Source organism: Marinoscillum sp. MHG1-6 (assembly GCF_024714475.1).
Lineage (GTDB): Bacteria > Bacteroidota > Bacteroidia > Cytophagales > Cyclobacteriaceae > JAMZMI01.
Genome location: NZ_JAMZMI010000003.1, coordinates 587,408 through 613,460 on the forward strand (window position 1 = coordinate 587,408; position 26,053 = coordinate 613,460).

General features: G+C 43.4%; 23 protein-coding genes. 11 read left to right on the forward strand and 12 right to left on the reverse strand.

Annotation, left to right across the window (positions count from 1 at the left end):
* Positions 1–121: 121 nt before the first annotated feature.
* Together NXR94_RS09710 and NXR94_RS09715 are read left to right on the forward strand one after the other, a co-directional pair.
* The gene (locus tag NXR94_RS09710) at positions 122–1,294 is read left to right on the forward strand and encodes a DUF1624 domain-containing protein (RefSeq protein ID WP_258104425.1); all 1,173 of its coding nucleotides are present in this window, start codon (positions 122–124) and stop codon (positions 1,292–1,294) included.
* A gap of 93 nt (positions 1,295–1,387) precedes the next feature.
* On the forward strand, positions 1,388–2,245 hold the full coding sequence (locus tag NXR94_RS09715; RefSeq protein WP_258104426.1) for an ABC transporter substrate-binding protein: 858 nt from the start codon (positions 1,388–1,390) through the stop codon (positions 2,243–2,245).
* On the opposite strand, the gene NXR94_RS09720 is transcribed toward NXR94_RS09715, so the two are convergent.
* From NXR94_RS09720 to NXR94_RS09740, 5 genes are all read right to left on the reverse strand, one after another.
* Positions 2,246–3,091 (reverse strand): prephenate dehydrogenase, encoded by an 846-nt coding sequence (locus NXR94_RS09720; RefSeq protein WP_258104427.1) that lies wholly within the window; start codon positions 3,089–3,091, stop codon positions 2,246–2,248.
* A complete protein-coding gene (locus tag NXR94_RS09725) occupies positions 3,088–4,230 on the reverse strand; it encodes a pyridoxal phosphate-dependent aminotransferase (RefSeq protein WP_258104428.1) in 1,143 nt (380 codons plus the stop codon). Before NXR94_RS09725 ends, NXR94_RS09720 begins: the two co-directional genes overlap by 4 nt.
* 77 nt (positions 4,231–4,307) lie before the next feature.
* On the reverse strand, positions 4,308–5,960 hold the full coding sequence (locus NXR94_RS09730; protein WP_258104429.1) for a glycerol-3-phosphate dehydrogenase/oxidase: 1,653 nt from the start codon (positions 5,958–5,960) through the stop codon (positions 4,308–4,310).
* 1 nt (position 5,961) lies between these two features.
* Entirely contained in the window at positions 5,962–7,443 is a 1,482-nt protein-coding gene (gene glpK, locus NXR94_RS09735) for a glycerol kinase GlpK (protein ID WP_258104430.1), read from the reverse strand.
* A gap of 464 nt (positions 7,444–7,907) precedes the next feature.
* On the reverse strand, positions 7,908–8,291 hold the full coding sequence (locus tag NXR94_RS09740; protein ID WP_258104431.1) for a VOC family protein: 384 nt from the start codon (positions 8,289–8,291) through the stop codon (positions 7,908–7,910).
* Positions 8,292–8,765: 474 nt separating this feature from the next.
* Here NXR94_RS09740 and NXR94_RS09745 point away from each other — a divergent pair, with 474 nt between their 5' ends.
* On the forward strand, positions 8,766–10,430 hold the full coding sequence (locus NXR94_RS09745; protein WP_258104432.1) for an Ig-like domain-containing protein: 1,665 nt from the start codon (positions 8,766–8,768) through the stop codon (positions 10,428–10,430).
* Positions 10,431–10,596: 166 nt separating this feature from the next.
* Here the strand turns inward: NXR94_RS09745 and NXR94_RS09750 are convergent, their stop codons facing one another.
* The 4 genes from NXR94_RS09750 to NXR94_RS09765 all read right to left on the reverse strand — a co-directional run bounded on the left by NXR94_RS09750 (position 10,597) and on the right by NXR94_RS09765 (position 13,347).
* On the reverse strand, positions 10,597–11,688 hold the full coding sequence (locus NXR94_RS09750; protein ID WP_258104433.1) for a hypothetical protein: 1,092 nt from the start codon (positions 11,686–11,688) through the stop codon (positions 10,597–10,599).
* Positions 11,689–11,699: 11 nt separating this feature from the next.
* On the reverse strand, positions 11,700–12,242 hold the full coding sequence (locus tag NXR94_RS09755) for a hypothetical protein (RefSeq protein ID WP_258104434.1): 543 nt from the start codon (positions 12,240–12,242) through the stop codon (positions 11,700–11,702).
* Positions 12,243–12,244: 2 nt separating this feature from the next.
* Positions 12,245–12,790 carry an RNA polymerase sigma factor gene (locus NXR94_RS09760; protein ID WP_258104435.1) on the reverse strand — a complete coding sequence of 182 codons (546 nt, stop codon included), beginning with the start codon at positions 12,788–12,790 and terminating at the stop codon, positions 12,245–12,247.
* A gap of 218 nt (positions 12,791–13,008) precedes the next feature.
* Complete coding sequence (locus NXR94_RS09765; RefSeq protein ID WP_258104436.1) at positions 13,009–13,347, reverse strand: hypothetical protein; 339 nt, start codon at positions 13,345–13,347, stop codon at positions 13,009–13,011.
* A 207-nt stretch (positions 13,348–13,554) separates the two neighbouring features.
* Between NXR94_RS09765 and NXR94_RS09770 the strand changes: the two genes are divergently transcribed.
* The 4 genes from NXR94_RS09770 (at position 13,555) to NXR94_RS09785 (ending at position 20,778) form a co-directional block, all read left to right on the forward strand.
* Positions 13,555–15,150 (forward strand): hypothetical protein, encoded by a 1,596-nt coding sequence (locus NXR94_RS09770; protein WP_258104437.1) that lies wholly within the window; start codon positions 13,555–13,557, stop codon positions 15,148–15,150.
* A gap of 186 nt (positions 15,151–15,336) precedes the next feature.
* On the forward strand, positions 15,337–17,925 hold the full coding sequence (locus NXR94_RS09775) for an ATP-binding protein (RefSeq protein ID WP_258104438.1): 2,589 nt from the start codon (positions 15,337–15,339) through the stop codon (positions 17,923–17,925).
* 106 nt (positions 17,926–18,031) lie between these two features.
* Positions 18,032–20,374, forward strand: coding sequence for a PAS domain-containing sensor histidine kinase (locus NXR94_RS09780; RefSeq protein ID WP_258104439.1), 2,343 nt, complete (start codon positions 18,032–18,034; stop codon positions 20,372–20,374).
* Positions 20,371–20,778, forward strand: a complete 408-nt coding sequence (locus NXR94_RS09785) for a response regulator (RefSeq protein ID WP_258104440.1) — start codon at positions 20,371–20,373, stop codon at positions 20,776–20,778. Before NXR94_RS09780 ends, NXR94_RS09785 begins: the two co-directional genes overlap by 4 nt.
* A gap of 7 nt (positions 20,779–20,785) precedes the next feature.
* Here the strand turns inward: NXR94_RS09785 and thiL are convergent, their stop codons facing one another.
* A complete protein-coding gene (gene thiL, locus NXR94_RS09790; RefSeq protein ID WP_258104441.1) occupies positions 20,786–21,826 on the reverse strand; it encodes a thiamine-phosphate kinase in 1,041 nt (346 codons plus the stop codon).
* Positions 21,827–21,984: 158 nt separating this feature from the next.
* On the opposite strand from thiL, the gene NXR94_RS09795 reads away from it, so the two are divergent.
* A complete protein-coding gene (locus tag NXR94_RS09795) occupies positions 21,985–22,311 on the forward strand; it encodes an iron-sulfur cluster assembly accessory protein (RefSeq protein ID WP_258104442.1) in 327 nt (108 codons plus the stop codon).
* 303 nt (positions 22,312–22,614) lie between these two features.
* Positions 22,615–22,749: a hypothetical protein gene (locus NXR94_RS09800; RefSeq protein WP_258104443.1), complete on the forward strand. Its 135-nt coding sequence runs from the start codon at positions 22,615–22,617 to the stop codon at positions 22,747–22,749.
* 377 nt (positions 22,750–23,126) lie between these two features.
* Here the strand turns inward: NXR94_RS09800 and NXR94_RS09805 are convergent, their stop codons facing one another.
* Positions 23,127–23,576, reverse strand: coding sequence for a YhcH/YjgK/YiaL family protein (locus NXR94_RS09805; RefSeq protein WP_258104444.1), 450 nt, complete (start codon positions 23,574–23,576; stop codon positions 23,127–23,129).
* A 161-nt stretch (positions 23,577–23,737) separates the two neighbouring features.
* Between NXR94_RS09805 and NXR94_RS09810 the strand changes: the two genes are divergently transcribed.
* The gene (locus NXR94_RS09810; protein ID WP_258104445.1) at positions 23,738–24,307 is read left to right on the forward strand and encodes a hypothetical protein; all 570 of its coding nucleotides are present in this window, start codon (positions 23,738–23,740) and stop codon (positions 24,305–24,307) included.
* Between the two features lie 60 nt (positions 24,308–24,367).
* The gene (locus tag NXR94_RS09815) at positions 24,368–25,354 is read left to right on the forward strand and encodes a cytochrome c (protein ID WP_258104446.1); all 987 of its coding nucleotides are present in this window, start codon (positions 24,368–24,370) and stop codon (positions 25,352–25,354) included.
* Between the two features lie 97 nt (positions 25,355–25,451).
* On the opposite strand, the gene NXR94_RS09820 is transcribed toward NXR94_RS09815, so the two are convergent.
* Positions 25,452–26,051 carry a bifunctional precorrin-2 dehydrogenase/sirohydrochlorin ferrochelatase gene (locus NXR94_RS09820; protein ID WP_258104447.1) on the reverse strand — a complete coding sequence of 200 codons (600 nt, stop codon included), beginning with the start codon at positions 26,049–26,051 and terminating at the stop codon, positions 25,452–25,454.
* Positions 26,052–26,053: the final 2 nt, after the last annotated feature.

A 26,053-nucleotide genomic window follows, 5' to 3' on the forward strand; every position in this document is an offset into this window, starting at 1 on the left:
TTAATATCTATAAACCACTCAATGATCCAAAAACCCATTCCTCACTTTCCAGGAATTTATTCATAATCGTTTCATTAATTTAATGAATCAACTTCACTGACCTTGAGGGGTTCCAAGCAAAATGAATGATCTAAAGCCGCAAAGGATTGAATCACTGGACATCCTCAAAGGATTGGTTATGGTGATTATGGCTCTGGACCATACCAGGGACTATTTCCATGATCAGGCCTTCTTATTTGACCCTACGGATGCAAAACAAACCTATTTCTCACTTTATTTCACAAGGTGGATCACACATTACTGTGCACCTATTTTCGCTTTGCAGGCAGGTATTTCAGCATACCTCGTGGGTAGAAGAAAAAGTAAGAAGGAGCTCACTTACTTTCTGTTATCACGTGGTATTTGGCTGGTCTTCATTGAACTGACTGTGGTCAATTTTTCCTGGTACTTTGACATTCAATTCATTGCCCTGGGTCTACTTGTTATCTGGGTACTGGGAATGGGAATGATCTTTCTTGCCGGTGTCATTCACCTTCCTATGAAAGGCATTCTGATCATCAGCTTGTTGATCATGTTTGGTCATAACCTATTGGATTACATTTCCATTGAACAAAACCTGCTGTGGTCCATTGTCCATCAGGCAGAATTGTTCCTATTCGAAAATGGTCGGGCACTCTTTGTTGCTTACCCGCTCCTTCCCTGGATTGGTGTGATGTCAATGGGCTATTATCTGGGCACCTATTATGATAAGTTGGTTCCGGCAGAGAAAAGACAGAAGGAATTCAATATCATTGGACTGTCAGCTGTTGTCCTCTTCTTTGCCATTCGACTTGCAAATAGCTATGGCAACTTCCACCCCTGGGAATTCTATGAATCGATTTCTGATACACTATTTTCCTTTTTCGATCCGGCCAAATACCCTCCCTCCCTCACCTACTTGCTCATGACTTTAGGGCCAGCCATGCTATTTCTGGCGAATACGGAACATGTTACTGGCAAGGTGGCGGAATTCATTAAGGTATATGGCAGGGTACCCTTTTTCTACTACATCCTCCATCTTTATCTCATTCACCTTTTCGCCATGGCTCTGGCAGAAGCAACCGGATTTGGATGGGAATCAATGATTCTTAAGACGTGGGTGAACGAATCCCCTGAACTTGTGGGTTACGGGATGAACCTGGGATGGACTTACCTGGTATGGATTGCGGTAGTAATGATCCTGTACTTGCCTTGTTACAAATTTAGCCAGTACAAAATGAGTCATAAAGAGAAAAAGTGGCTGAGCTATTTTTAGCCAAACTCCACTCGAACGAACCGACCTGAGTTTGGAAATTAAAATCAGAATGTCTTTCTATGCCGATTATCTTTGGGTCCAAATTAAGATAATATGACGACTCTCAGACTTGGCGGCGTACCCGAATACTTCAATTTACCCATCCATCAGGCCTTTGAAAATGGTACTTTGGAAGCTGCAGGCATACAATTAGAATGGGTCAACGTACCTGAAGGGACCGGAAAAATGTCAAGTATGTTATGGGATGGAGAGTTGGATATGGCCATCATCTTAACGGAAGGTATCACCAAAAGCATCATTGACGGGAACCCAAGTCGTATTATCAAAAACTATGTAGAGTCTCCACTCCTATGGGGCATCCATGTACCTCATAGCGAAAATCCTCAACCAATTGATAACATCAATGATCGACGAATCGCTATAAGCCGGTTTGGATCGGGATCTCACCTGATGTCTTTCGTCATGGCTAAAAATCATGGCTGGAATCTTCAGAACCTTCATTTCGAAGTGGTCAATAACCTGAAGGGAGCACTTGAGTCTTTTCGTGAGGGAGAAAGTGATGTGTTCTTATGGGAAAAATACACAACTAAACCCTATGTGGACAACCACGAGTTTTCCCGTGTGGGTATCGTCGCAACTCCCTGGCCATGCTTTGTTATTGCCGCAGGATTGAAATCATTGGAATCAAAAAAGGCTGCTATACGTACCGCATGTGAAATCATAAGCAACCAATGCCAGCAAACTCAACGGAATCCTGAACTTGCTAACCTGATATCTTCCCGATTTGATCTCAAAAAAGAAGATGCAGATCAGATTATCACGGAGGTTAAGTGGTCGCATGACCTTTCTGTTGATGGAATTGCCCTCAGAAATGTGATGAACACACTGAAGTCATTGGGGCTGATTCAATTAGCTCCTGCCCTCAATGAGGTGATTCACACCCTGACCTGATTATTGAATAATGCGACGTATTTCCCTTCCTGACTCAAGGAAGGATTGCACTTTCTCAGCCTGATCGGCGGAAAGAAAATCACGAAGCTTCTGAACCTCATTGAGATAAGCATCAATGCCTTCAAGGATCATTTTTTTGTTTTCCAAGAAAATGGGCGTCCACATCTCCGGGGAGCTCTTAGCTAACCGAACCGTACTGGCAAATCCGGATCCTGCCAACTCCAGAATTACCTCTCCATCTTTTTCCTTGGCAAGCACTGTATTGCTCAAAGCAAAGGAAGTCACATGACTCAGGTGACTGATGTACGCCAGATGTCGGTCGTGCTCTTCAGCACCCATTTTAACAATGTAAAAACCAATCGATTTGGCGATTTCTTCAAATTCGTCTTTTAGATCAGCTTTAGTCTCGTCCTCCTCACAAACAATGAGGCACTTATCCTGAAAAAGCCCCGGAAAGGCAGCCTCCGGACCGGAGTATTCTGTACCTGCAATGGGATGCGCCGGTAAGAAGTTAGCGCGATTGGGATGGTTTTTCACCTCCTCGCAAATTGCTCCTTTAGTTGAACCAAAATCCACAACAAGCTGATGGGGTTTCACGATATCCAGAATGCCCGGAAGAAGTTTTCGGATGACATCAACAGGAATAGACAAAATGATCCAGTCGGCCCATTGAACGCCTTCATTTAGATCGTCGAATTTATGCTGGATGATCCCTAACTTCTCTGCCATATCAAGGGTAGTGCTCCTACGACTAAACCCGCCGAATTCAAATTCGTTTCTGGGTTTTAACGCCAATGAATACGAGCCTCCGATCAGCCCAACCCCTACCAACAGTACTTTCTTCATTGAATTCTCTCTATCGCCTTGACAATAATTTCTTCCTTCATGCAGAGGGAAATACGAATATACTGGTGCCCCTGCTCACCAAAAATATGCCCTGGTGTTACAAATACATCCTTTTCATATAGCAAGTGATCGCACAAAGGATCTGCATCGCCTTCTCCTACCTTCGCCCATACGAACATACCTGCCTGGTCCGGAGCGATCTTACATCCAGCAATTTCCAAAAACTGCTCTGCCAGCTTTCTTCTTCGGGTATAAACTCTATTAATCCCTTCAAACCATTCATTCCCTAACTCCAGCGCCTTAACCGCAGCCAACTGCACGGGTTTGAACATTCCCGAATCCATATTGCTTTTCACACGAAGAATGGGTTCCAGGATCATTGAATCCCCCGCTACCCAGCCTACCCGCCAGCCTGCCATATTAAAGGTTTTGGACAGGGAATTAAGCTCTACGGCCACCTCCTTCGCCCCATCCACGTTGAAGATGCTCAATGGATGATCATTTTGTATGAAGCTATAAGGGTTATCATGACACAGGAGCACCTGCTTTCTTCTGGCCAGATCAACAAATTTCTTCAACCAGTCCAGGGATCCTTTAGTGCCGGTAGGCATATGCGGATAATTCAACCACAGCAATTTGATCCTGCTGAAGTCAAGCCCTTCAAGAAACTCCCAATCAGGCTCCCAGCCCTTATCCTCTAGAAGTGGATAGTACACCGGTTCTGCCTGTACCATCCTCGTCACAGAAGTATAGGTGGGGTAACCTAAAGACGGAATAAGTACCTGATCACCGGAATTGAGGTAGGCTAAAGATATATGTGTGATACCTTCCTTTGAGCCAATTAATGGTAACACCTCATTTATCCCTAAACCAACATCATAACGTGACTTATGAAAATTGACAATCGCTTGCTTTAGATCCGGAATACCCTGATATGGCTGATAGCCGTGATTAGCCGGCTCCAGCGCTCCCTCAATCATCGCACTGATCACTTCTGCATCAGGGATCATATCAGGACTGCCAATACCAAGATTGATAATGTCTTTTCCCTTTGACTTTAGGTCAGCAACTTCTTTGAGCTTTTTGGAGAAATAGTATTCCTGAAGTGAGCTAAGCCTTTCCGCTGGTTTGATAATCATAGAAGCTGTTCGACTATACCGGTGAATTTTCCCCCAAATCTATAAAAAGGGAATGAGTTAAAACAGGCTCTGTGAGCTCATGGCTTTTCAGAAGCATAATAGGTGGTTGCATCTTTGACGATCTGATCGAGTAATGCCCTTTCACTTTTGACCCTGGTCGGTTTCCAGTTGTAACACTCTGTGAGCGTCTGAAGGACCATGTCAGCATATTGTTGAACCCGTGGAATATCAAAATACATCCAGCTCGTTCTTCTCACCAAAAAATCGACGGCAGAAGAGACCATTTCGTATTCAATCGCATACCAAAGCTCACTTTTTACCAACTGCTCCTCTGTTTGCTCCTCCTGATCCATAAACTTTCTCCATATCACTGCAGCATTACTACCATAAGTGGAAACCAAATGCCAGCCATAGTATCTGTCCAGCCCCTCGGCCTCTACCAGGTCTTCATAATATCTGACCGCCTTTTGAACGACACCATAATCTGAAAAAGGTGCCTCTGTCAATGGGATAAGGGAGGTCCTGCACTGTACATCGTGCGGCATATCAAGTCGTTGCTGAACTTCGTCCACCACCTTCCGGGCCATTTGTCGGTAACCAGTAAGTTTTCCTCCTGCGATGGCTATTAGTCCGTTCTCCATTTCGTAGATCTCCTCCTTGCGGGATAACTCGGACGGAGTTTTGCCCTCCTCCTCGATGAGCGGCCTCAAGCCCGCCCAGTTGGAAATAACATCTTCCTTTTTCAGGTTGATATGAGGAAACACACGATCCAGTGCTCCCAGTAGATATTCCAAATCCTTTTGCGTGGTCACCACCCGATCCAATGCCCCATGATATTCGGTATCGGTCGTGCCAATATAGGTAACCCTTCCCCTTGGTATCGCGAACACCATGCGCTCGTCCGGGGTATCGAAGTACACCGCCTGATTCAGAGGGAATTTCTGATGTGGCACCACAATATGCACCCCTTTCGTTAGTCTGAGCTTTTGCTTCACGCTCTTATCCTGCCGTTGCAACAGTTCATCCAGCCAGGGACCTACGGCTGCCACAACACATGGCGCAGTTGCTGTATATTCTTTGCTGCTCAGGTGATCTTTGAATTTCACCCCGCTTACCTTTTCTTCTTCTATAAAAGCTGTGACCTCTGCATAATTAAGCACAGTAGCCTCGTACCTATGGGCCGTTTTCAGAACTTCAATGGTCAATCGGGCATCGTCCGTTCTGTATTCTGAGTAAATTCCCCCACCTTCTACGATAGTCTTATTCAGAAGTGGCTCTGCCGCCAGCGTATGAAATCTCGAAAGCATCTTCCTGCGGTCCTTTTTCACCACATCAGCGAGAAAATCATAAACTTTCAGTCCAACAGAAGTACTAAAACTGCCATAAGTCCCATCAGTCACGAAGGGCAACAACATCTTTTCAGGAACAGCCAGATGAGGAGCCAGCTTATGCACCACTGCACGCTCCATTCCTGTCTCTTTGACCAGTGCAAACTCAAACTGCTTGAGGTATCTCAATCCTCCATGGATCAACTTAGTCGACTTGCTCGAAGTCCCTGAAGCGAAATCATTTTTTTCCAGTAACAAGACCTCCATTCCTCTGGAGGCCGCATCCAGGGCGATTCCAGCCCCGGTAATCCCTCCACCTACAATGATCAGGTCAAATTGCTTTTCCCTGACCTCATCTATGACTTCCGATCGATCTAATACTGAAAATCTATGTTTATTCATCCTAATCTTTTAACCAACCCAACGTACGGCTTACCGCCTTCTTCCATTGACTATATAATCGTTCTCTTTTTGATTCTTCCATTTTCGGGCTAAAATGCCTGCCACTATTACTAAACCTTTTCACCTCCTCAAGGTTCCAAAAACCAACCTGCAATCCGGCCAGATAAGCCGCTCCAAGAGCGGTCGTCTCCGTATGCTCGGACACGGCTATCGGAGTATCTAATAAGTCTGCCTGAAACTGCATCAGGTAATCATTCGCTGTGGCTCCTCCATCAACTTTTAGTGTTTCCACCTTAAGCCCACTATCCTTTTCCATGGCATCCAGCACATCCCTGGTCTGGAAGGCTATCGCCTGTAAGGCTGCTTTCGCAAAATGCTCCCTGCCCGTATCCCGCGTCAAACCGAAGACAGCTCCACGGGCATACATATCCCAATAAGGGGTGCCAAGCCCAACAAAAGCCGGAACCAGCACCAACTCATCTTCTCCCTGTGCCTGCTCTGCCATTTCTTGTGTCTCAGCAGCATGATCAATGATATTGATCCCGTCACGTAACCACTGGACGGCAGCACCCCCTATGAACACACTCCCTTCCAACGCATAAACAGGCTTGCTATCTAAAGAGCAGGCACGGGTGGTAACCAGACCAAAATCAGATGAAGTCATCTCATTTCCCTGGTTCATCAACACGAAACACCCCGTTCCGTAAGTGTTTTTCACATCTCCCTTTTCAACACAACCCTGACCAAATAAGGCCGCCTGCTGATCTCCGGCCACTCCGGAAATGGGTATCTCAACCCCATCCATTTTGAAGATTCCGAAATGTTCACTGGATGACTTGACCGCCGGCATCATTGATCGCGGAACCGCAAAAAGAGACAACAGGGTTTCATCCCATTCACTGGCAGCAATGTCAAAGAGCATCGTGCGACTGGCGTTGGTATGATCAGTGACATGAGATTGACCCCTGGTCATTTTCCAGATAAGCCAGGTATCCATGGTACCAAAAAGCAGGTTTCCTGCTTCGGCTTTTTCGTGGGCTCCCTCTACATAATTCAAGAGCCAATGCAACTTGCTTGCAGAAAAGTACGCGTCAATAGGAAGGCCAGTCTTTGTTCGGATCGTTTCTTCATAACCAATCGATTTCAACTCTTCACAGAAGTCTGAAGTTCTTCGATCCTGCCATACAATGGCATGGTGAATGGGCTTACCTGTTTCTTTATCCCAAACTAGGGTTGTTTCACGCTGATTAGTAATGCCAATAGCCTGCACATCGGAAGCCGTAATCCCTGCTTTATCCAGAGCACCCTTTAAGGTCTTCATCTGGATATCGAAGATTTCTTCTGCATCATGCTCTACCCATCCGGCTTTAGGGAAATACTGGGTGAATTCTAGTTGGTCTGAGGCTACGATCTTGCCAGAGCGATCTACCACAATCGTCCGACAGCTGGTAGTTCCCTGATCAAGTGCAAGTAGGTATGGCATGAATGGCTAGTAGGCTTTGTTTGCTAAAAGATAGAAAATTAGCAGAACATAAAGGCGCATATCCATGCCTTGATCACCAACCTATTCCAAGGGCGATGAAAACAAAAAAGCCTGCTAGCGAAAACTTCCAGCAGGCTTTCAAAGATTGTTTATGAAGAAAGCCCAAAAGTAAAGCTGCCCTCGGACGAAACTATCCTGCCCTATACTGGCACCATCTCAATTCAAGAGAGGGCTAGAAAAATTCGTGCTCAAGTATGCTCATAATGCTTCAAAACACATGCTAAAGGGAATGATTTTGATGAAAATACTCATGTCTCCCCCCTGTTTGAACACAATCACCCCCTATTGACTCCCGCGGTATGACTACTTTTAATTAATAAAATACTAAGGCAGATTGTGGTTTTTCCGCAATCAGAGGGCTCCAAGGGAGCCTTCATTTTTTTGAGCATCTCAATCTATAGATTTTAATCCCCTGTAAAAATGGTCTTCTCATCAACAAAGCAGATCGGGTTTCCAAAAGGATCACTGGCATAGAACAGGGTTTCTCCCCAGGGCATGTCTTCAATCGATCCGATTGAACGACAATCCAATGTTTTCATTTTATCCCTGACACTTTTTAAATCAGATACGCAAATATAGATGTACTGATTTTCGTGAAATTTCCATGCGCCCACATCATCCCCGTCAGATTTAGGGTCGTAACACGCAAGTATGGTCCCTCCTATGTTGAAATAATGTCGACCGGGAGAAACTCTGATTCCTTCCTGATCCAGGATTTCGGAATAGAACTTTTCGGCCTGATCAATATCGTTGACCGGCAGAATAACCCGATATAGTCTTGCTGACATGCCTCAGAAATAGTTTGTTGACGCTATCAAATATAAAAAACCAGATGTTACACCTGCGCACATAAAACACCCCAGCACTTAAAAACTGAACAGGAAACCCCTGGTGGTAATTCCGCCTTACCGGAATCCAAGCCTTAATTCCAAAAGTGATAAATAAAGGTTGCGTTACAGTATGAGTGGCTCTCCAATACACCCTCCTGATTAGCAAATTAATAACATAACACCATTACAATGAGAAATAATTAACGAAATGATAAATCTTACTTGTATTATTGATTTTTTTAATTAAATTGGTCGACCAGTTTTTGGTTTTCCATATATGGAATGCCGATTGGCATATTCCTTAACACGGTTATGCTGTCAACTATCTTTTTGAAATATCTGAAAGGGGTCAATAGTTGAGTTATGAAACATGGATTTGAATTCCCATAAATGGGAGGAGGAAAATCAATTCTAACTTAAATATATGATCACATGAAAAATCCAGTACTCTATTTACCCCAACAGTATTCTTATGGCAATCGGCTTAAAAAAAAGAGGCCCTTTTCATTTCTAAAACTGGCTTGCCTGATATTCTTTATCCAGCTAACGACGCTGGCAGTAAGTCAACCTTACAGCTATCCTTATGAAATTCCCCGATTTCAGGATTTTATGGGTGAGTGCAAGCTACAGGCTCCAACCAGTTCCACAGCAGCGACTACAGCAGAACTCATTGCCGGTTATACTTCCAGCTGGTTTTATGTAGCCGATGTCGATAAGGTCGCCTTTAATCAGTCAGGGTATGCGAACAGAACAGAGCTACGCGATCTTCGAAACTGGTTGGTTTCAGACGGTGACAGATCTCTACACGGACGATTCAACGTTGTGGAACAGACCTGCGACCAGGTTACACTCATGCAAATCCATGATGATGCCAATGCCGGAAATGGCCCCAACAAACCCTTACTACGCATTTACAGACATCTTGTAAAATCTCCTACCAACCACTTATGGGCGGCGGTCAAAACGGATGCAACCGGAGCTAATACCACCCACATTGATTTGGGTCTCAACCCTGAAGGCTATGTTAATTGCGACGTAAAAATAATTGGTGGCTATATGATCATAGATGTAGACGGTGTGGAAAAGGTAAATATGGACGTTTCGTTCTGGACCTGGCCGAGCTATTGGAAAGCGGGAGTCTACCTTCAAACCGACGGAGACGCCACGGCTTATTTCGATGACCTTTACACCGGCACTCCTTCCGGAAACATCCCGCCTTCTGTGAGCATCACTGCCCCTGTTAATGGCGCAAGTTTTGCCGATGGAGAGAATGTGACCATATCCGCAGATGCTACAGACAGCGACGGATTCGTGGATCAGGTGGAGTTTTTTGTGGATGGCAACAGTGTGGGTGTCGACACCTCAAGCCCCTATTCAATCAACTGGACTATCGGTGTAGGTTCGTACGATATTACGGCAGTAGCCACGGACAACGAACTGGCCACCACCACCTCCTCGAGCGTAACAATTACCGGCAATACTATCAGCGAAATGTACGTATCAAGTATCACAACCGGTACTCAAAATGCAGGACAGGGTAACAAGTATGGCACAGCCAGTGTCACCATATTGGATAATGCCGGCGCTCCGGTCGTTGGTGCTTCAGTTACCGGGACCTTTTCAGGCACTTTCAATGAAACGGTATCAAGTATCACGGGAGGCAATGGCGTCGTAGATTTGATAACCTCTACTACCGCCAAGGGCGGCGTGATGGTGGATCTGTGTGTGGATGATGTGACCCACTCATCATTGGCCTACAACAGTACCTTAAATATCATTACTTGTACAGGATCCTCAGCCAGATCCAGCGGATCAATCATCTCAGAAAGCTTGGACGCCGGTAAAGTTGCCGTTGGGCTATATCCGAATCCAGCCACGACATCACTCATCATCAGCCTTACACTGGATGAAGAAAGTCATTTCAGTGGCAACGTAATTGGACTGGATGGCAAAGTACTGAGCACCATTCGACACCAGGTTTTGAGTGTGGGAAGTCACGAAGTAGCTGTGGACCTGGCGCATTTGAATAAAGGAATCTACTTTATTGAATATACGCTAAATGGAGATAAGCGAATAAGCAGAATCATCAAGCAATAATCACATCTTTTCAACCAGCAAAAAAGGCTGCCTGTTGGTGGCCTTTTATTTTTCCCTTCCCAGGTACTAGCAGGATGTAGAGGTAATTCTGAAAAGTACGGAAGTAACTTCCATACTAGTCGGGGGTTAAGGTAGATTAACCGAACATAACCCTCCCGACCTCGCGTCAATCACTGTCGACCGAACTTTTACGTTTCAATCGAACTAACCCTATGGAAATAAAACCAATAAAGATTCCGGTCACCACCCATAAGGAATAATTATTCACCCGTGACTCCACCCACATTTCATAATCCTCAGTAAGAAAACGGGAACCCTCCACTGTCCAGAGTAAGCCCTGTCCTACTCCATCCACTGTATCTTTTTCCAAGAGGTAACCATTGGTCCCAATGACTTTCCCCGGCATCCTAATCTCCATATCATAGCCCAGGCTTTCAAAGAATGGTTCTGAAGCTACCTCCAACAATGCCGTTGTACTATCTATTTCAGTTTTGAAAGCATCGTAAAATGGTTGGCCAAAAGACACCAGAAAAATCGAATCCACATTTTCCCCAAACCGGTTTTCAATCAAATAACTCATAACTTCTTCCTCTTTAGCCAACATATCCGACTTTGTCATGGTCAGGTTGGGATCATCACCGAAATGGTCAAAGAAGATACTTACCCATTGTCTGATTGATGTATTCCAAAAATAGACATCAAAATGATCCTCCAGACTATCACTTAGAGCGTGATAGTGGGTGCTGTCTTTACCCGTTAATAGAGCAGACTTAACCGAATTCGGAAGATTGAAAAACTCCTGTTCCTCGGTACTTAAATAATTAGCTACAGGTACCTCCAACTGGTATATCCTACCCACAGTTTCCGAATACCTGTAAACCGTGGTGAACCACCGAAATCGCTTTGCAAAGGCAGCCTTTCTACTAAATCGTTTATTCGCGCTGGAGTCATGAGTATAAGTCTGATTGATCTCATCCACACTTTCAAAATGCTTAGTGGCTTCCAGGTACAAAATACTATCACCATCATCACCCTCACCATTAATCTTCCCTGGCAATGTATCCATACGTATCTGCCATGTACTGTCTATCGGAACCGCCATGCGGTCAAATTGAAGATAATCCTTAGCATCCGCTTTGATAATCACGGTTCGGGTAATGGAGCCATCCTCATGCACCACATTGATGACCCTGGTCTCCTGTCCACAGGAAAATGCCAGCAGAAGTAGCAAAACAACAAGTGTAATTACCTTTTTCATTTCCGTCAGCTTTATAGTTCTAATAGTTCATTTTTAGACCCCCGTTCAGCATTCCTTTGCGTCTCCTTCTGTGGTCGCTCCTTTACGCCTTCACCCTTCAGTTGTTCAAACCGATCCAAAAGCTCCATATGATCCCGCAGCAACCGGTTCAAATCAGATTTATACAATGTTATACTATCTATGGTCTCCGCATTTTTAATGAGTATTTTCATTAATATCTGTTGGCTAAAATTGGTTTGACTTCCGCCACCCTCCACAGGTTGAATGATAAGGATTTTGCTTTCGAGATCTTCAATGCGTCGATTCAGCATGGTTTGTTCAGAGATAAAAAACACTATTAGCAGCACAGCCGCTGTTGACATTCCGACGCTCCAGAGATTGCTTCTTGTCCAGAAGAATAGCACGTCATCTACCCTCTCCAAAAGACTTGGTTGCTTATCACCTTTACCAATCTTCTTCATGATCCCCTCGGTCAGTTCTGCCTTATTATCAAGTTCAGGCTGATTCGCTTTTAGTAACTCAATGAACTTCCGGTATTTTCTTTCCTGATCCATAACTAAAGGTACTTTTCAATCATTCTCCCTATACTCCTCTTTGCGTGATTCAGGTTGCTTTTGATCGCATCCTTGCCCATTTTGGTGATCTCCACGATCTCGTCGTGTGAAAGCCCCTCCAACTCACTGAGCACGAAGACCGCTTTTTGTTTGGGGCTAAGCTTTTGTGTGGCGATCTCAATGAGTCTTTCCAATTCCTTTTTATTCAGATGGTCTTCCTGATTGCCCGATCTCTCCAACACCGCAACCAGTTGGTCATTCATTTCGATGTGTAAAAAAGTGGTCTTCTTTCTTTTCCTGAGAACATCCATACATTTGTTAACAATGATCCTGTACAACCAGCTTTTGAAACATCTTGCCGGATCAAATTTTCCTAAGCTTCGCCACACCGAAATAAATGTTTCCTGAACGATATCCTTTGCTTCGTCCTCATCATTGACCATGCGACAGGCGACGGCATAAGCAAAGTCCGCATGCAGGTCCACCAGTCGCCTGAAAGCCCGTTCATCTCCATTGATACAATCGTAAACTATCTGACTAGTGTCCAATCCGTAATTGCTTTTGCTTTATATAAATACGCTGGAAATCGAGCAGGTAAAATTTTGTAGAGGAAATTTAACAATGGCTTCGATGAAGCTTGCCTACCGCTCTTTGGCTGATAAGAACTAATTGGGCATACCCTATCGGCATTATGCTGTTTGGTACAAAGTTGAAATCTGTTATTCATTCAACCCGTCCTCATTAAAAAGCAAAGGATAAAACCCAATTATACGATCTCCCAGAAGAGGATGTAGCTAGCGGTACTGTCTTTTTCCAGTATTTCCATGCTGGTAGAGTATTGACCTAAGTTACTGTCGACAGTAAACTTGAATACTCCAAGAAGGTCATTCAGGCTTACATAATCATAGTCCCACAACTCGATCTCATTCCACCCTTCCTGTACCTCAATTTCCAATCCCAACTCGACCTTATCTCCAGTGTCTAAGCGATAAAAGCTATCACCTTCCGGCCAGATTTTCTTACCATTCATCTTCAGGTACATTTCGTCTTTGTCGATTTCATCAGGAGTGGTACACTGTACGGAGGTTAGTCGGATCTTAGGCATGGCAATGTTGTTTTTCTATAAATATAGTTCAGCACGGTGAATTGCTCACTATAGGATTACACAGCCTATGGCTTTTGCTTTTCCACCTATTGCCTTTTTTTACACCTGCGGCTAGACAAGGAAATTCAGTTTTGTTAATATTGAGCTTTCCTCCGCCTAACTCTCAGCTCCTGGGAGCTATGTAATAATTGATAATATTCAACTGCTATGAAACATGCGATCTCAGCAACCTTGCTGATATTACTTCTGGTGACTACCACACTCGCCCAACAAAAAAAAGCTGGCCCTATCTTCAAACACACCATGAAAATGGCGTGGGCCGATATAGAGCCGATTACTGACGATGATAATGGAACCTACTACCTGCTCTACCCTTACGGCGCCATCATGGCAGGTGCGGTTGTTGGACCCAAGGAATATTATATCGGACGGGTAGATGAAAGTCTTGAAATGTCCAAAACAGGCCTACTGGTATTACAAAAAGATGAGCAGGAGCGAGAATTCGAATTTGCTCTCGAATCAAATGGTTCCATCTATGTCTTTTCCTCTTATCAGGACATCAGTGAGAAGACAACCTATCTATATGCCCAAACCTTCAATAAGGAAACTTTTGCCCTGAACGATGACCTTAGAAAAATCGGGCAGGTTGACTTCACAGGTGAAAATCGTTTCAAAAATGCTGTCTTCGAATATGAGTTTTCACAGGATCGATCTAAACTTTTGATTACCTATTATCTATTGGATAAAGACGGTTCGCTCATCCGATTTGGCTACGACGTGCTGGATTCCAGCCTCAAAAGACTATCCAATTGGAATGGTCTGGTGGACATGAGTGAAGGGATCTACCAATTTGATCAGTTCAGAATATCCAACTCCGGGTCGGTTTACCTACTTACGCGCTTCTTCTCCAATAAGAAAGAGTTTAATAACAGCACCAAACTCAAAAAAGACGCCCTACTTTCATCCTCCAGATCGATGGTTTACGAATCGGACTATGAGATCAAGGTCATTAAATTCTCTCATAGTTCCGGTAGTACGAAAGTATTACCGGTTGACTTAGCTTCCCAATTCATTACAGTCACAGACATGGTCATCTCGGGTAGTAAACTGACCTTCATCGGTTTCTATGCCCCGGTTGGCTCTTCTCTTCCAGAAGGCGCCTTTTATATGGAGATGGATGGAAATGGAAAGATTCTTAAAACAGACAAATCACATTTCGGAGACCTGTTTATACAACCAAGTGATGTGAGCGATAAAGAAAACGGTTTACTTAATACTGCAGAATACGACAGTTACAGATTTGTTATCAAGGACATCATCCATAGATCGAATGGAGGCTTCGCCTTAGCAGCAGAACGCACGGTTACTCAAACCAAAACTCAAAATTCGGGTGGATATGTCACGGTCACTACTGTAAATCATACGGACGACATTGCTGTAGTAGATGTTTCGGCCTCCGGCAAAATCTCTAAAGTCCACAAAATCGAAAAGAGCCAGCAAACCATGAACCTGGGGTATCTCTTTTCCTCCTTTTACTGCACCGAATCAAAAGGAAAGCTCCTCGTCTTCTACACGAACCTTGGCAAATCCAATGCTACTATGATGGGCAAAATGATCAAAACCAAAGCTTATCTGACAACCATTGATGGGCAAGGAAATCTTGACAAAAAGGTAATCTTTAGTGCTACCAGCGATCGCATTACCCTAAGAGCCAAGGACAGTTACCAACGTCAGGATGGGAACATGGTGCTTTATGGTCATGAGAACAATCGCTACTCAGGATTTATTGAGATCACACCTTGACCATCAGGCAGTTGAATCCCATTTGACGGATCACCACTGCATATTTTGTTAATAATCTCATGATTATTTGGGTTTTACTGATTGTAAAGGGTTTCGTTATACCTCCAAAAAACATAATCTTACCATGAATAGTTGTTAACTTACCTGAACCCAAAACCAGCGATTTGGTAATTAAATTAAGAACCTATGTCTTATCAGAAGGTAAGATTTAAGCTATTGATATTCTTTGTTCTGGGTGTATGTGCCGTCATATTCACGGTGACTGTACTTAACACTCAAATGAGCCATTACATTGCAAAGCATAAGTATGTGGCAGAACTTATCAATATTGCCGGGAGGCAAAGAATGTTAAGTCAGAACATTGCTAAGAACACTGCTCTAATCATCTCAGGCAATAAGACGACAGCCTCTCTAGATTCGCTCGCAGAGCTTCTGGACCGATCTCATTACTACCTCTCCTACAGAAAGGACACCCTGGATATGAGTTCCGTCCAAAAACATCGATTTGATTCCCTCTTTAACGCTATCACTCCTCATTTCACTCTGATTTCACAGGTAAGCGATGATCTCATCAACCAAAATGACAGCGTGAAGGCCGCAGTTTTCGAATCTGTGATCTTCAGTGAATCCAGGTTTCTTCCGCTCATGGATGCCATTACCAAAGAATTTGAAGTGCTGGCCAGAAATAAGCTGGATGATGTCAATCAACATACTCTTTGGAGCAACGTGTTGATCACCTTCGCGGTATTCATTTCAGGTCTGATTGTCTTTCTAGTTACGGCTAAATCTGTCAAATTGTACTCAAATCAGCTCAGGAACATCCAGGATCAACTAAAGTCTGCTGTCTCGGAAACCAACACCAAAATTGAAAAACTGGAATTCCTTACCAGTGCGATCAAGGTAGGGGTTTGGGAATATTACAGAGCAGACGACAGCGAGAAGTGGTCAGATGAGCTTTATAACATTCTGGGCTACCAAACTGATGAGCTCAAAGGGACCTTTTCTGAGTTTTTGGAGCGGACTCATCCGGATGACCAGCAAAAGCTGCTCGACGCCTCAGATGCTTCCAGAAGAACAGGAATTCCCTCCACCATAGAGATCAGAGTCCTTACAAAACACAATGGATATAAATGGGTAGAAGCCACCGGAAATGTCAGAAGAGATGAACTCGGTCGAACTTCCCTGATCATGGGCGGTGTAATTGATATTCATGGACGCAAAATGCTTGAAAATCAATTAAAGGTTTTTGTTGAAAATGCTCCCGCTGCCATCGCCATGCTCAATAAAAATATGGAGTACACGGCCATTAGTAACCGATGGATCACGGCATATAGACTCGAAGGAAGACTACTCATCGGAAAAAGTCATTATGAGATATTTCCAGAAATCTCGGATGAATGGAAGGAAATCCACCAGAGATGTCTTAAAGGGAGTGTGGAAAAAAGGGATGTAGATCGATTTGACAGGGCAAACGGAGAAACGCAATGGGTCAAGTGGGAAGTGCGCCCATGGTTTATCTCTGATAATGAAATAGGTGGCATCATCATGTTTACCGAGGATATTACACAAGAGATCGAACGAGAAGAAGAGCTCAAAAAGGCGAAAGATCAGGCTGAATTAGCATCTAAAACAAAAGAAGAGTTTTTGGCGACAATGAGCCATGAGATCAGAACCCCACTTAATGCAGTCAGCGGGCTATCTCAAATTCTACTTTCTGATACCCCAAAACCGGAACAGATCGACAACCTGAATCTGCTCAAGTTTTCAGCAGACAACCTGTTAAATCTGATCAATGATATTCTGGATATAAGCAAGATAGAATCAGGCAAGTTGGCGTTGGAAGTCAGAGCCTTTGACTTTAAATACCTGGTGCAAAATGTCAAAAGATCTTTAGACTTTCGCGCGAGGGAAAATATTGTTGAAGTTGTTCAGGAATATGACAAATCGCTCCCGGAGACCTTTATTGGGGATGCAACCCGGGTTACGCAAATCATCTACAACCTTGCAGGAAATGCTATAAAATTTACCAGAAAGGGAAAGGTTTTCATTTCAGTTACGAAACTCTCAGAAGATGATAAACAATGCACGATGCGAGTCTCTATAAAGGACAATGGCATTGGAATATCACAAGAGAATCAGGAAAAAATATTTGAGTCGTTTACCCAGGCAGAAGCAGGTACGACGAGGCAATATGGAGGAACAGGATTAGGACTATACATCACTCGGAGATTGTTACAGATGATGGATTCTGAAATCCAGTTGATAAGTGAATTAGGTCAGGGATCCGAATTCTTTTTTGATCTTACGCTCACTAAAAGCAACGAGAAAATTGACATTACTACTGATCTTGAAGAGAACGTATTGCCAGAACGCAGCAGAAACATGAAAATACTGGTGGCCGAGGATAATAAAGCGAACCAGTTGATCATACAAACCCTGCTTAAGAAAGCGGGAGTTCAATTTACGATCGTCTCAGACGGTAAAGAGGCAGTAGAAAAGGCCAAAACGAAAAATTTTGATTTGATCCTGATGGACTTACAAATGCCAATAATGGGCGGTTTTGAGGCCACTTACGAAATAAGAAAAGAAACGGATACCTATTTTCAGCGACTGCCTATTATTGCACTAACGGCAGATGCTTTCTCCAATATTAAGGAAAAAGCAGAAGCTATAGGCATGAATGGCTACCTGACAAAACCCTATAATATTTCAGATTTGTATCACTTGATAGATAAGTACGGTAAACTGAACAGAAATGAAAAGGAAATCTATTGACCTTGATTGGAACGTTATTTCCAGTGTAACTGACGAATAAACCAAATGGCTATATTTTAGTTGTTAAACTCTAGACCGAATTCATTGATCAAGCAAACTCAAAAAAATGATCGCCTCTAAAGCCAGGCTCTATCTTATCACATCATATCTCACAGTTTTCATTGGTTTGCTGGCCGTCACAGGTTGGTTCATCAATAATGAATATTTAATCCGAATTATCCCGGGGCTGCCAACCATGAAATTCAACACTGCTCTTGGCTTTGGACTAACGGGCATCATGTTCCTTTTAAACTTTCAGAACCGCCTGCGTGAGAGCGATGGCATAGGAATAATCCTTCTTGTCCTCGGAGTTCTTTCCCTGCTGGAACAGGTGACCGATTATCCCATTGGATTAGCTGAACTTTTTATGAAGGACCACCTGTCATCTGTAGGTGAAAAAGGCCTCATGTCGGTAGCGACGGCAGGTAGTTTTATATTGCTATCAATAAGTATGTCCCTATCCTCTTCAAATATTATCACGAAGAGGATTATTGGCCAGTTCATTCTGCATTATGTGACACTCATTGCTTACCTGTCGCTACTGGGTTATGTCTATGGGATCGCCAATGAAAGCAGGATCGGATTTATCGGCACCATGTCCTTACCGACGACAGTATTATTCTTGCTGCTATCAGTTGTAGCCACTTTTAAAAACCCCAAACTAGGCATCACAGGACTTCTTGGCGGGCCTCAACCCGGCAACATGGTAGCCAGACAAATGTTCATGGTGATTTCGATCTCCATTCTGATCATCGGCTTCCTTGCCACCAAACTTGTTGAACACCAGGATATCAGCGCTGAGTCTGCCATTACTCTCTTCGGGCTCCTTGCCTTTGCTTTATATACCGGAACCATTACCTCACTGGCACTCAGAGTCAACCATATTGATAAAAAACGAAAAGATGCGGAGCATGCCCTGCAAGAAATCAATCGCACTCTGGAAACAAAAGTGGACGATCGAGCCAGGGCCGCTAAACGTGCGCTCGAACTCTTGAATGAAACTAACCGAATTGCGAAGATCGGGGGATGGGAGTTTGACCCGATAAGCAAAAAATTATCCTGGACCACCATCACTTATCAGGTTCATGAAGTACCCTTAGACTTTACTCCCTCTATAGAGAATGCCATACAATTTTATAAGGATGATACAAGTAGAGAAAAGATCACCAAGGCGATCAACAATGCATTGTCCCTTGGGGCGAGCTATGATCTCGAACTGCAAATCACTACTGCAAAAGGAAATGAAAAATGGGTAAGAGCTACCGGCGCTGCCACCTTTGAAGGAGGGAAATGCTCCCGAATTAATGGCACATTTCAGGACATCACGCTAAGAAAGACGGCTGAGCTAAAATTGAAAGATGAAAGGGCCTTTCTTCAATCCATTATCGATCATCTCCCCATTCATATTTACGCCAAGGACTCTAAGGATAAAATCACCTTGATCAATCGGAATTTGCTGAACTTTCTTGACAAGCCGGACGAGACAGGTGTTGTTGGTGCTAGCGAGTCCGAGGTGATCCCTGAAGAATTAACAAACAACCAGGCTCAAAGTAACGCTTCGGTACTCAAAATATATAAACACAACAATCACTCACCCCTCTGGTTTGTTGGAAACAAACTCCCAATCAAAGATGTTTTTGGAAACAACTCGGGACAGCTAATACTCAATACGGATATAACAGAACGGAAAGAGACTGAGGAAAAGCTGAAACATATGGCTGTTTTGACCGCCAAGAGCAAAGAGATGGAGCAGTTTGCTTATATCACTTCGCACGACCTGAAAGAGCCTCTTCTTACTATGAAAAATTACATCTCCCTGCTATCTGAGGAGTATTTGGGTGGATTGGATGAAGTAGGAAAAAGGTATCTCCAGACTATTGAAAAAGGAGCCAGCAGGCTGGAGGACCTGATCAACGCCCTATTGGACTACTCCAGACTGAACCGCATGGGGAAATTGACCTCAACCAATATTATGGAATCCCTGAATGATCTGACGGGCTCTTTAGAGGACCTTATCAATAAATCAAAGGCTACTATTAAATACGCAGACCTGCCAATAATCAATTGCTATCCACAACTGCTGAGCTTATTATTTCAAAACCTGATCACCAATTCCATCAAGTTTGCAAAACCTGATGTTCCACCGGAAATTAACATCACCTGCCAACTTGATCATCAAAACAAATGGGTGTTTTCAGTTGCTGATAATGGAATCGGCATACCCAAAAAGCATTTCGAAAGCATATTTATCATTTTCAAACGTCTGAACCATAGAACCAAATACCCGGGAACCGGAATAGGATTGGCTCATTGTCAAAAAATAGTCGAACTACATGGCGGTAAGATTTGGGTAGACTCAAAAGAAGGCTCAGGCTCAATATTTCACTTTACAATCCCAGCAGATTTATGAACCAAAAACTAAACTGTATACTACTCATCGATGATGATGAAGACGCTAATTTCTTTCACTCGAAAATTATCAAAAAATCGGGTTGTTGCGAACAGTTGCAAATTGCCCTTGATGGTGCTGAGGGCATTGAATATTTGAAAAGCGCTTTAAAAGATGAACAGCCCGCACCAGATATAATTTTCCTTGACATTAATATGCCTGTCATGGATGGATGGAGCTTTTTGGAGGAATACGAAAAGTTAAGTGATGAACAAAAAGCCAGAATGGTAATTGTTATGCTCACAACCTCGCTCAACCCTGATGATCAAGACAGAGCAGACAGTAACCCATACGTAACCGCTTTTGTCAACAAATACCTAAATGACGAGAAACTTAATCGGATAATGGAGGATATTTCCCAATAACATGGGGCTAGAAATGCTTCCAACCCTGAGCCTGTAGAGCTACCGTATTGTTGTTGCGAGTGACCATCACCTTACCTCTATCTGCCTCGTGCATATAGCCTATCGTATGAATGTCAGGATGATTTTTGATTTTTTCAAAGTCATCCTGCCGGATGGTAAACAACAGCTCATAGTCCTCACCGCCATTCATGGCACAGGTATTTGGGTCAATGGAAAACTCCGCAGCAGTCTCATAAGTGCTCTGGTCAATTGGCAACTTATCCTCATAGATAGCTACTCCCAGACCCGAACTTTTGCATATATGGAACAATTCAGAAGCCAAACCATCTGAGATATCGATCATCGAAGTAGGCACAATACCCAGATCCCTGAACTCATGAATGATATCCATCCGCGCCTTAGGCCTTAGTTGCCTTCCCACCACATAGGAGTATTTATCCAGTTGCGGCTGCATGTCAGGATTAGCAAGATATTCTTGTTTTTCTCTGGCAAGTACCTGAAGTCCTGCATAAGCGCCTCCAAGGTCTCCAGTTACACATACGATGTCTTTATTTTGCGCCCCATCTCTGTAGGCAACTTCTCCTTTTTTGGCACTACCTATAGCCGTAATGGAAATGATCAGACCTGACCTCGAAGAAGTTGTATCTCCTCCTACCAGATCAACCTTGTAGGCGTCACAAGCAGTACGAATTCCCTCGTAAAGCGCTTCCACGGCTTCCACCGAAAAACGACTGGTTAGCCCTAAACTCACCGTAATTTGCTTAGGTGTACCATTCATTGCCGCAATATCAGAGATATTAACAGCAACAGCCTTGTAACCAAGGTGTTGCAAGGGTGCGTAGGAGAGGTCAAAATGAATCCCTTCTACCAGCATGTCTGTGCTGATCAAAACCAGTTCATCTCCTACAGCATAAGCAGCTGCGTCATCCCCTATCCCTTTGATCGTAGAATCATGATAGGTGGATACCTGGGACGCCAATTGATCAATCAAACCAAATTCACCTATTTCACCAATTTCCGTTCTTTTTTCTCCGTTGCTTTCGTTCATGCTGCAGGTTTATCTTCTAACCAATCGACTCATACACTTTACCATACGTGCCGTGGTCTTCCTTTTCTGTATTAATTTTGCAAAAATGCGGAAACTTTTCTTGGATAGGAAAAGTTGCTCAATTGATGTGACACCGCTTACGCTAAAGACTGAGAATAATGATTAATGTAACTGACAAGGCAAAAGAGAGAATCGCGGAACTGAGAGTTGAAGAAGGGCATTCGCCTAAGCATAATGTGAGGGTAGCCGTAAAAGGAGGTGGATGTTCAGGGCTTATGTATGACCTACTGTTCGATGATCAGATCAGTGACTCCGACCAAATATTTGAAGATAAAGGAGTAAAAGTGATCGTAGACAAGAAAAGCATGCTCTATCTTGTTGGGACCACGTTGGACTTTTCAGACGGCCTCAATGGTAAAGGATTTCAATTCATCAATCCGAACGCGACAAGAACCTGTGGTTGTGGAGAGAGTTTCTCCATCTAAAAGCTGGTTTCAATCATAAAACTTTAAAAGCCACCTCCGGGTGGCTTTTTCATTTCCCTGAAAGCAACGAACATATATCAGCTTTACTTGGTTAGTATAGTAGCATCACCGCCATAACGACTTAACCCCATAAACTATGGAAACGCTACATTTTGAAACACTTTCCGAAGGTATCCAAACACTCAAGCTTCTGGCTACAAAGAGGACTTTGTCGCCAGAGAAGATGGAATTCATGGCCTGATTTCTCATAAAATTTTTCAGCCCGATGATCTTGTGGTAACAGGTTTGGCCAGGTTCGAGGGTATGACAGACCCTTCTGATTCTTCTGAGCTCTTCATGTTTGAAGCGAACGACGGTACCAAAGGCACCCTGGTCATGGCTTATGGCGCCAAGCACTCACAAAATGTATCACTGATCAAACAAGTGAAAACTCGCTGAAAGGGTGTCCCAATATTGAGCCGCCTAATTTGATTGATCAGGCTATAATATTAAAATATTCATATTAAATGCGTTTATATGATGAATAGATTTAAAATATTCTTCAATAAACGCATTTTTAAATGTTGATACAGCAATTTATCGGCATCCGGTCACTATTTTTGAGCAATCGTTAACCTTATAGTTTCAAAGCATGAAAACCATTAACATCATCGGCATCACGCTTCTCGCGCCTCTTGCAGCAGTATTCTTCATTTTCGCCATTGGATTTAGATCAGTGCATACGATTACATCGCATATGCTCCATCACCCAAAACATGGTGTTGAAAATGAGTCTACCCCTCTGCATATCTAAGGTTAAAGACCGCATCCTTCAGTTATAGCAACACCTTAACTACCACCTTCTTTACGAGCTGCTTTTCATCAGACTCCAGACATGGCATGTGAATGTCTTCAGGAAAAAATATGGTGAACATCCCTGACTTGACCCTAATGGTATAGTCATAGTGATCAAAATGCCATACATCCTTTCCCTCATTATAGCCCGCTATTGATTGTTGATTCTCCAGCACATCAATCCCCATTTTCTCCTCTCCGGAAAAGATATATTGTATATCCGCGTAGCGTTTGTGAGCCTCAACCTTGCAATCAGATTCTGATCTGGTTTCGTACTCCTGAATGGCCACTTTGAGATTGTCCCCATCCAGAACGTACTTGCCAGGCTCTAAAGTAGAGAAATCAGTATTTCGCAAGTACTCAAAGCCTTTGGCAAAGCGCTCTCCTAATCCATCATACAAGTGACAGTTGCTTATTTTATCAATGATCATTTTGGTATTTGTTTTTCCCGAATTTAGGTTGAAATAGGGCATTTAGAAATATTTTCTGCTGCCTATATATGATTTTTACTAAGAGAATTTTTTCATTATATTCACCATAGCGTCCCCAACCGCTAGCTATATACAACGTTTGACAACTAAACGAAACGCTAGTGAATGCTCAAACCCTTCAGTTAAGTCGTGAAGCGACTGATTTCCTTAGTGATAATGGCTATTCCTTAAAGGCTAAGGATAAGATCATAAGCTTTACAAAAAACCGGGACTTCACCTGGTTAATTCTGCTGGCGGGGTTTCTTGGGCTTGTTGGATTCGTCCTTAATATCCGAAGCTTTGCAACTGGTATTGCGATCTGTGTGGTGCTTGCGATCATTACTACGGCCATCATCCTTTACGCACGACGCAAACCTTTCTTCGTTTTAGATTACAACAAGGGTACAGCCATGTACAAGTACTCTAGCAAAGAAATATTTGATCTGACAGAAAATGTTTCAGGAATTGTCACCCAGTCCACCTTTGCCGGTGAATATGCAAGTGCAATGAAAGAAACCACCGAAGAATATGACATCTCTATCCATTTTCGGATGGGGGATGAACAATTGATTGGGTTCCGGTTTAAAGGGGATTACGAGGAACCTAAACAAGTCAAAGAAATCGTCGACCAAATAAAACAAGCTTTAACAGCGCTAAAGGAGGTCAAAAAGGCCAAACCAATAAGTGCTTAAAATTTTAGTTCACAGACCCCTATTCGCCTTACCGCTCTAATAAAAACGCCTAATTATTACATGAAATCTTTTTTCAAAATCATTGCCTACCTCCTGCTTACCATACTGGTAATTGCAGGAGGCCTTATCCTCTATGTAAAAACAATGCTTCCTGATGTGGGTAAAGCTCCAGACCATAAGATTGAAGTCACCCAGGAGCTGATTGCGCGGGGCAGCTACCTGGCGAACAGCGTTAACGTCTGCATGGATTGTCATTCCACACGAGATTGGGGCAAATTCTCAGGCCCCTTAAAACAAGGCACCCTGGGCGTGGGTGGAGAGGTATTCAACCAGGATTTTGGGTTTCCAGGGGAATATCACTCTAAGAATATCACACCATTTGCACTGCAGAATTGGACTGATGGTGAGATTTATCGTGCCATTACCTCTGGGGTAAATAAAGACGGAAAACCCCTTTTCCCAGTCATGCCCTATAAAAAATATGGCCAAATGGCTGATGAAGATGTTTATGCCGTCATCGCTTACATCAGGTCACTTGAACCCATGGAAAGTCATCCTAAGAAATCTTCATCGGATTTCCCTATGAACATCATCATCAATACCATACCCTCTCCGGGAAATCCCCAGGAACGTCCGGATAAATCCGATGTACTAGCTTACGGTGCCTACCTTACGAATGCAGCGGCGTGTGGCGACTGCCATACACCAATGGATAAGGGCAATCCAATTCCCGGGCTCGAGTTCGCCGGCGGTTTTGAATTTAAGATGCCCCCATTCGGGATAGTGAGATCTGCTAATATCACTCCGCACCCAACCAGTGGAATTGGCAACTGGTCTGAGGAAATGTTCGTGTTGAGGTTTAAGACATACGCCGACTCTTCATATGTCCCTCACGAAGTATCTGAAAGTCAGTTCCAAACGGTAATGCCGTGGATGATGTATTCGACCATGGAAGAAGAAGACCTAAAGGCAATTTTTGCTTATTTAAAAACTTTGAAACCGATCGAAAACAAGGTTAGGATCTTCACTTCTCAAAAAGACCTATAAACGGTAAAAGGCCGCTTCCACATGAGAATAGCGGCCTTTTTACACCATTAATCATCAACCTATCTATAAGACCCTCAAGGAGTTAAAATAGATGGAATCATTCTTTTTTATCTTTCAGGACAGAGGTAATCTTGTTCAGCTCTTTCACCTTGGAGTTAAAGTCACCGGTCAGCTTATCCCTGATTGATTTAAGGTTAGCAAGCAGTTCATTCGTTTCCTCCGGCAAGGTTTCTTCAAGGATTTCTCTGAATCGCTTCGCGAAGGTCGGCGATTTCCCATTAGTACTGATACCTATCTTGAGATCTCCTTTTTTAACAGTAGAGCCCAGATAGAAATCGCATAAATCCGGGGTGTCCGCCACATTGACTAGTAAATGCCTTTCTTCTGCCAGCTGTTTTATTTTCTTGTGTAGCTCCGGTTGGTCCGTTGCCAAAATGGCTAAATCTACCCTTTTGAGGTCTTTCTTTTTGAACTTCCTTTCCTTGAGGCGTATGCCAGCATGCTTGTCTGCGAGCTCTATTATCTCCGAACGAATTTCAGGAGCAACAATCTTCACTTTTACGTTAGGGTCATTCTTCAGCAACGCCTCTAATTTCTCAAGACCAACATTCCCTCCTCCCACGACCAAGGTCTGGATTTGATCCAGTTTGACGAAAATGGGAAATAGAGGATTACCTTGTGAAACCTGATCTGACATAT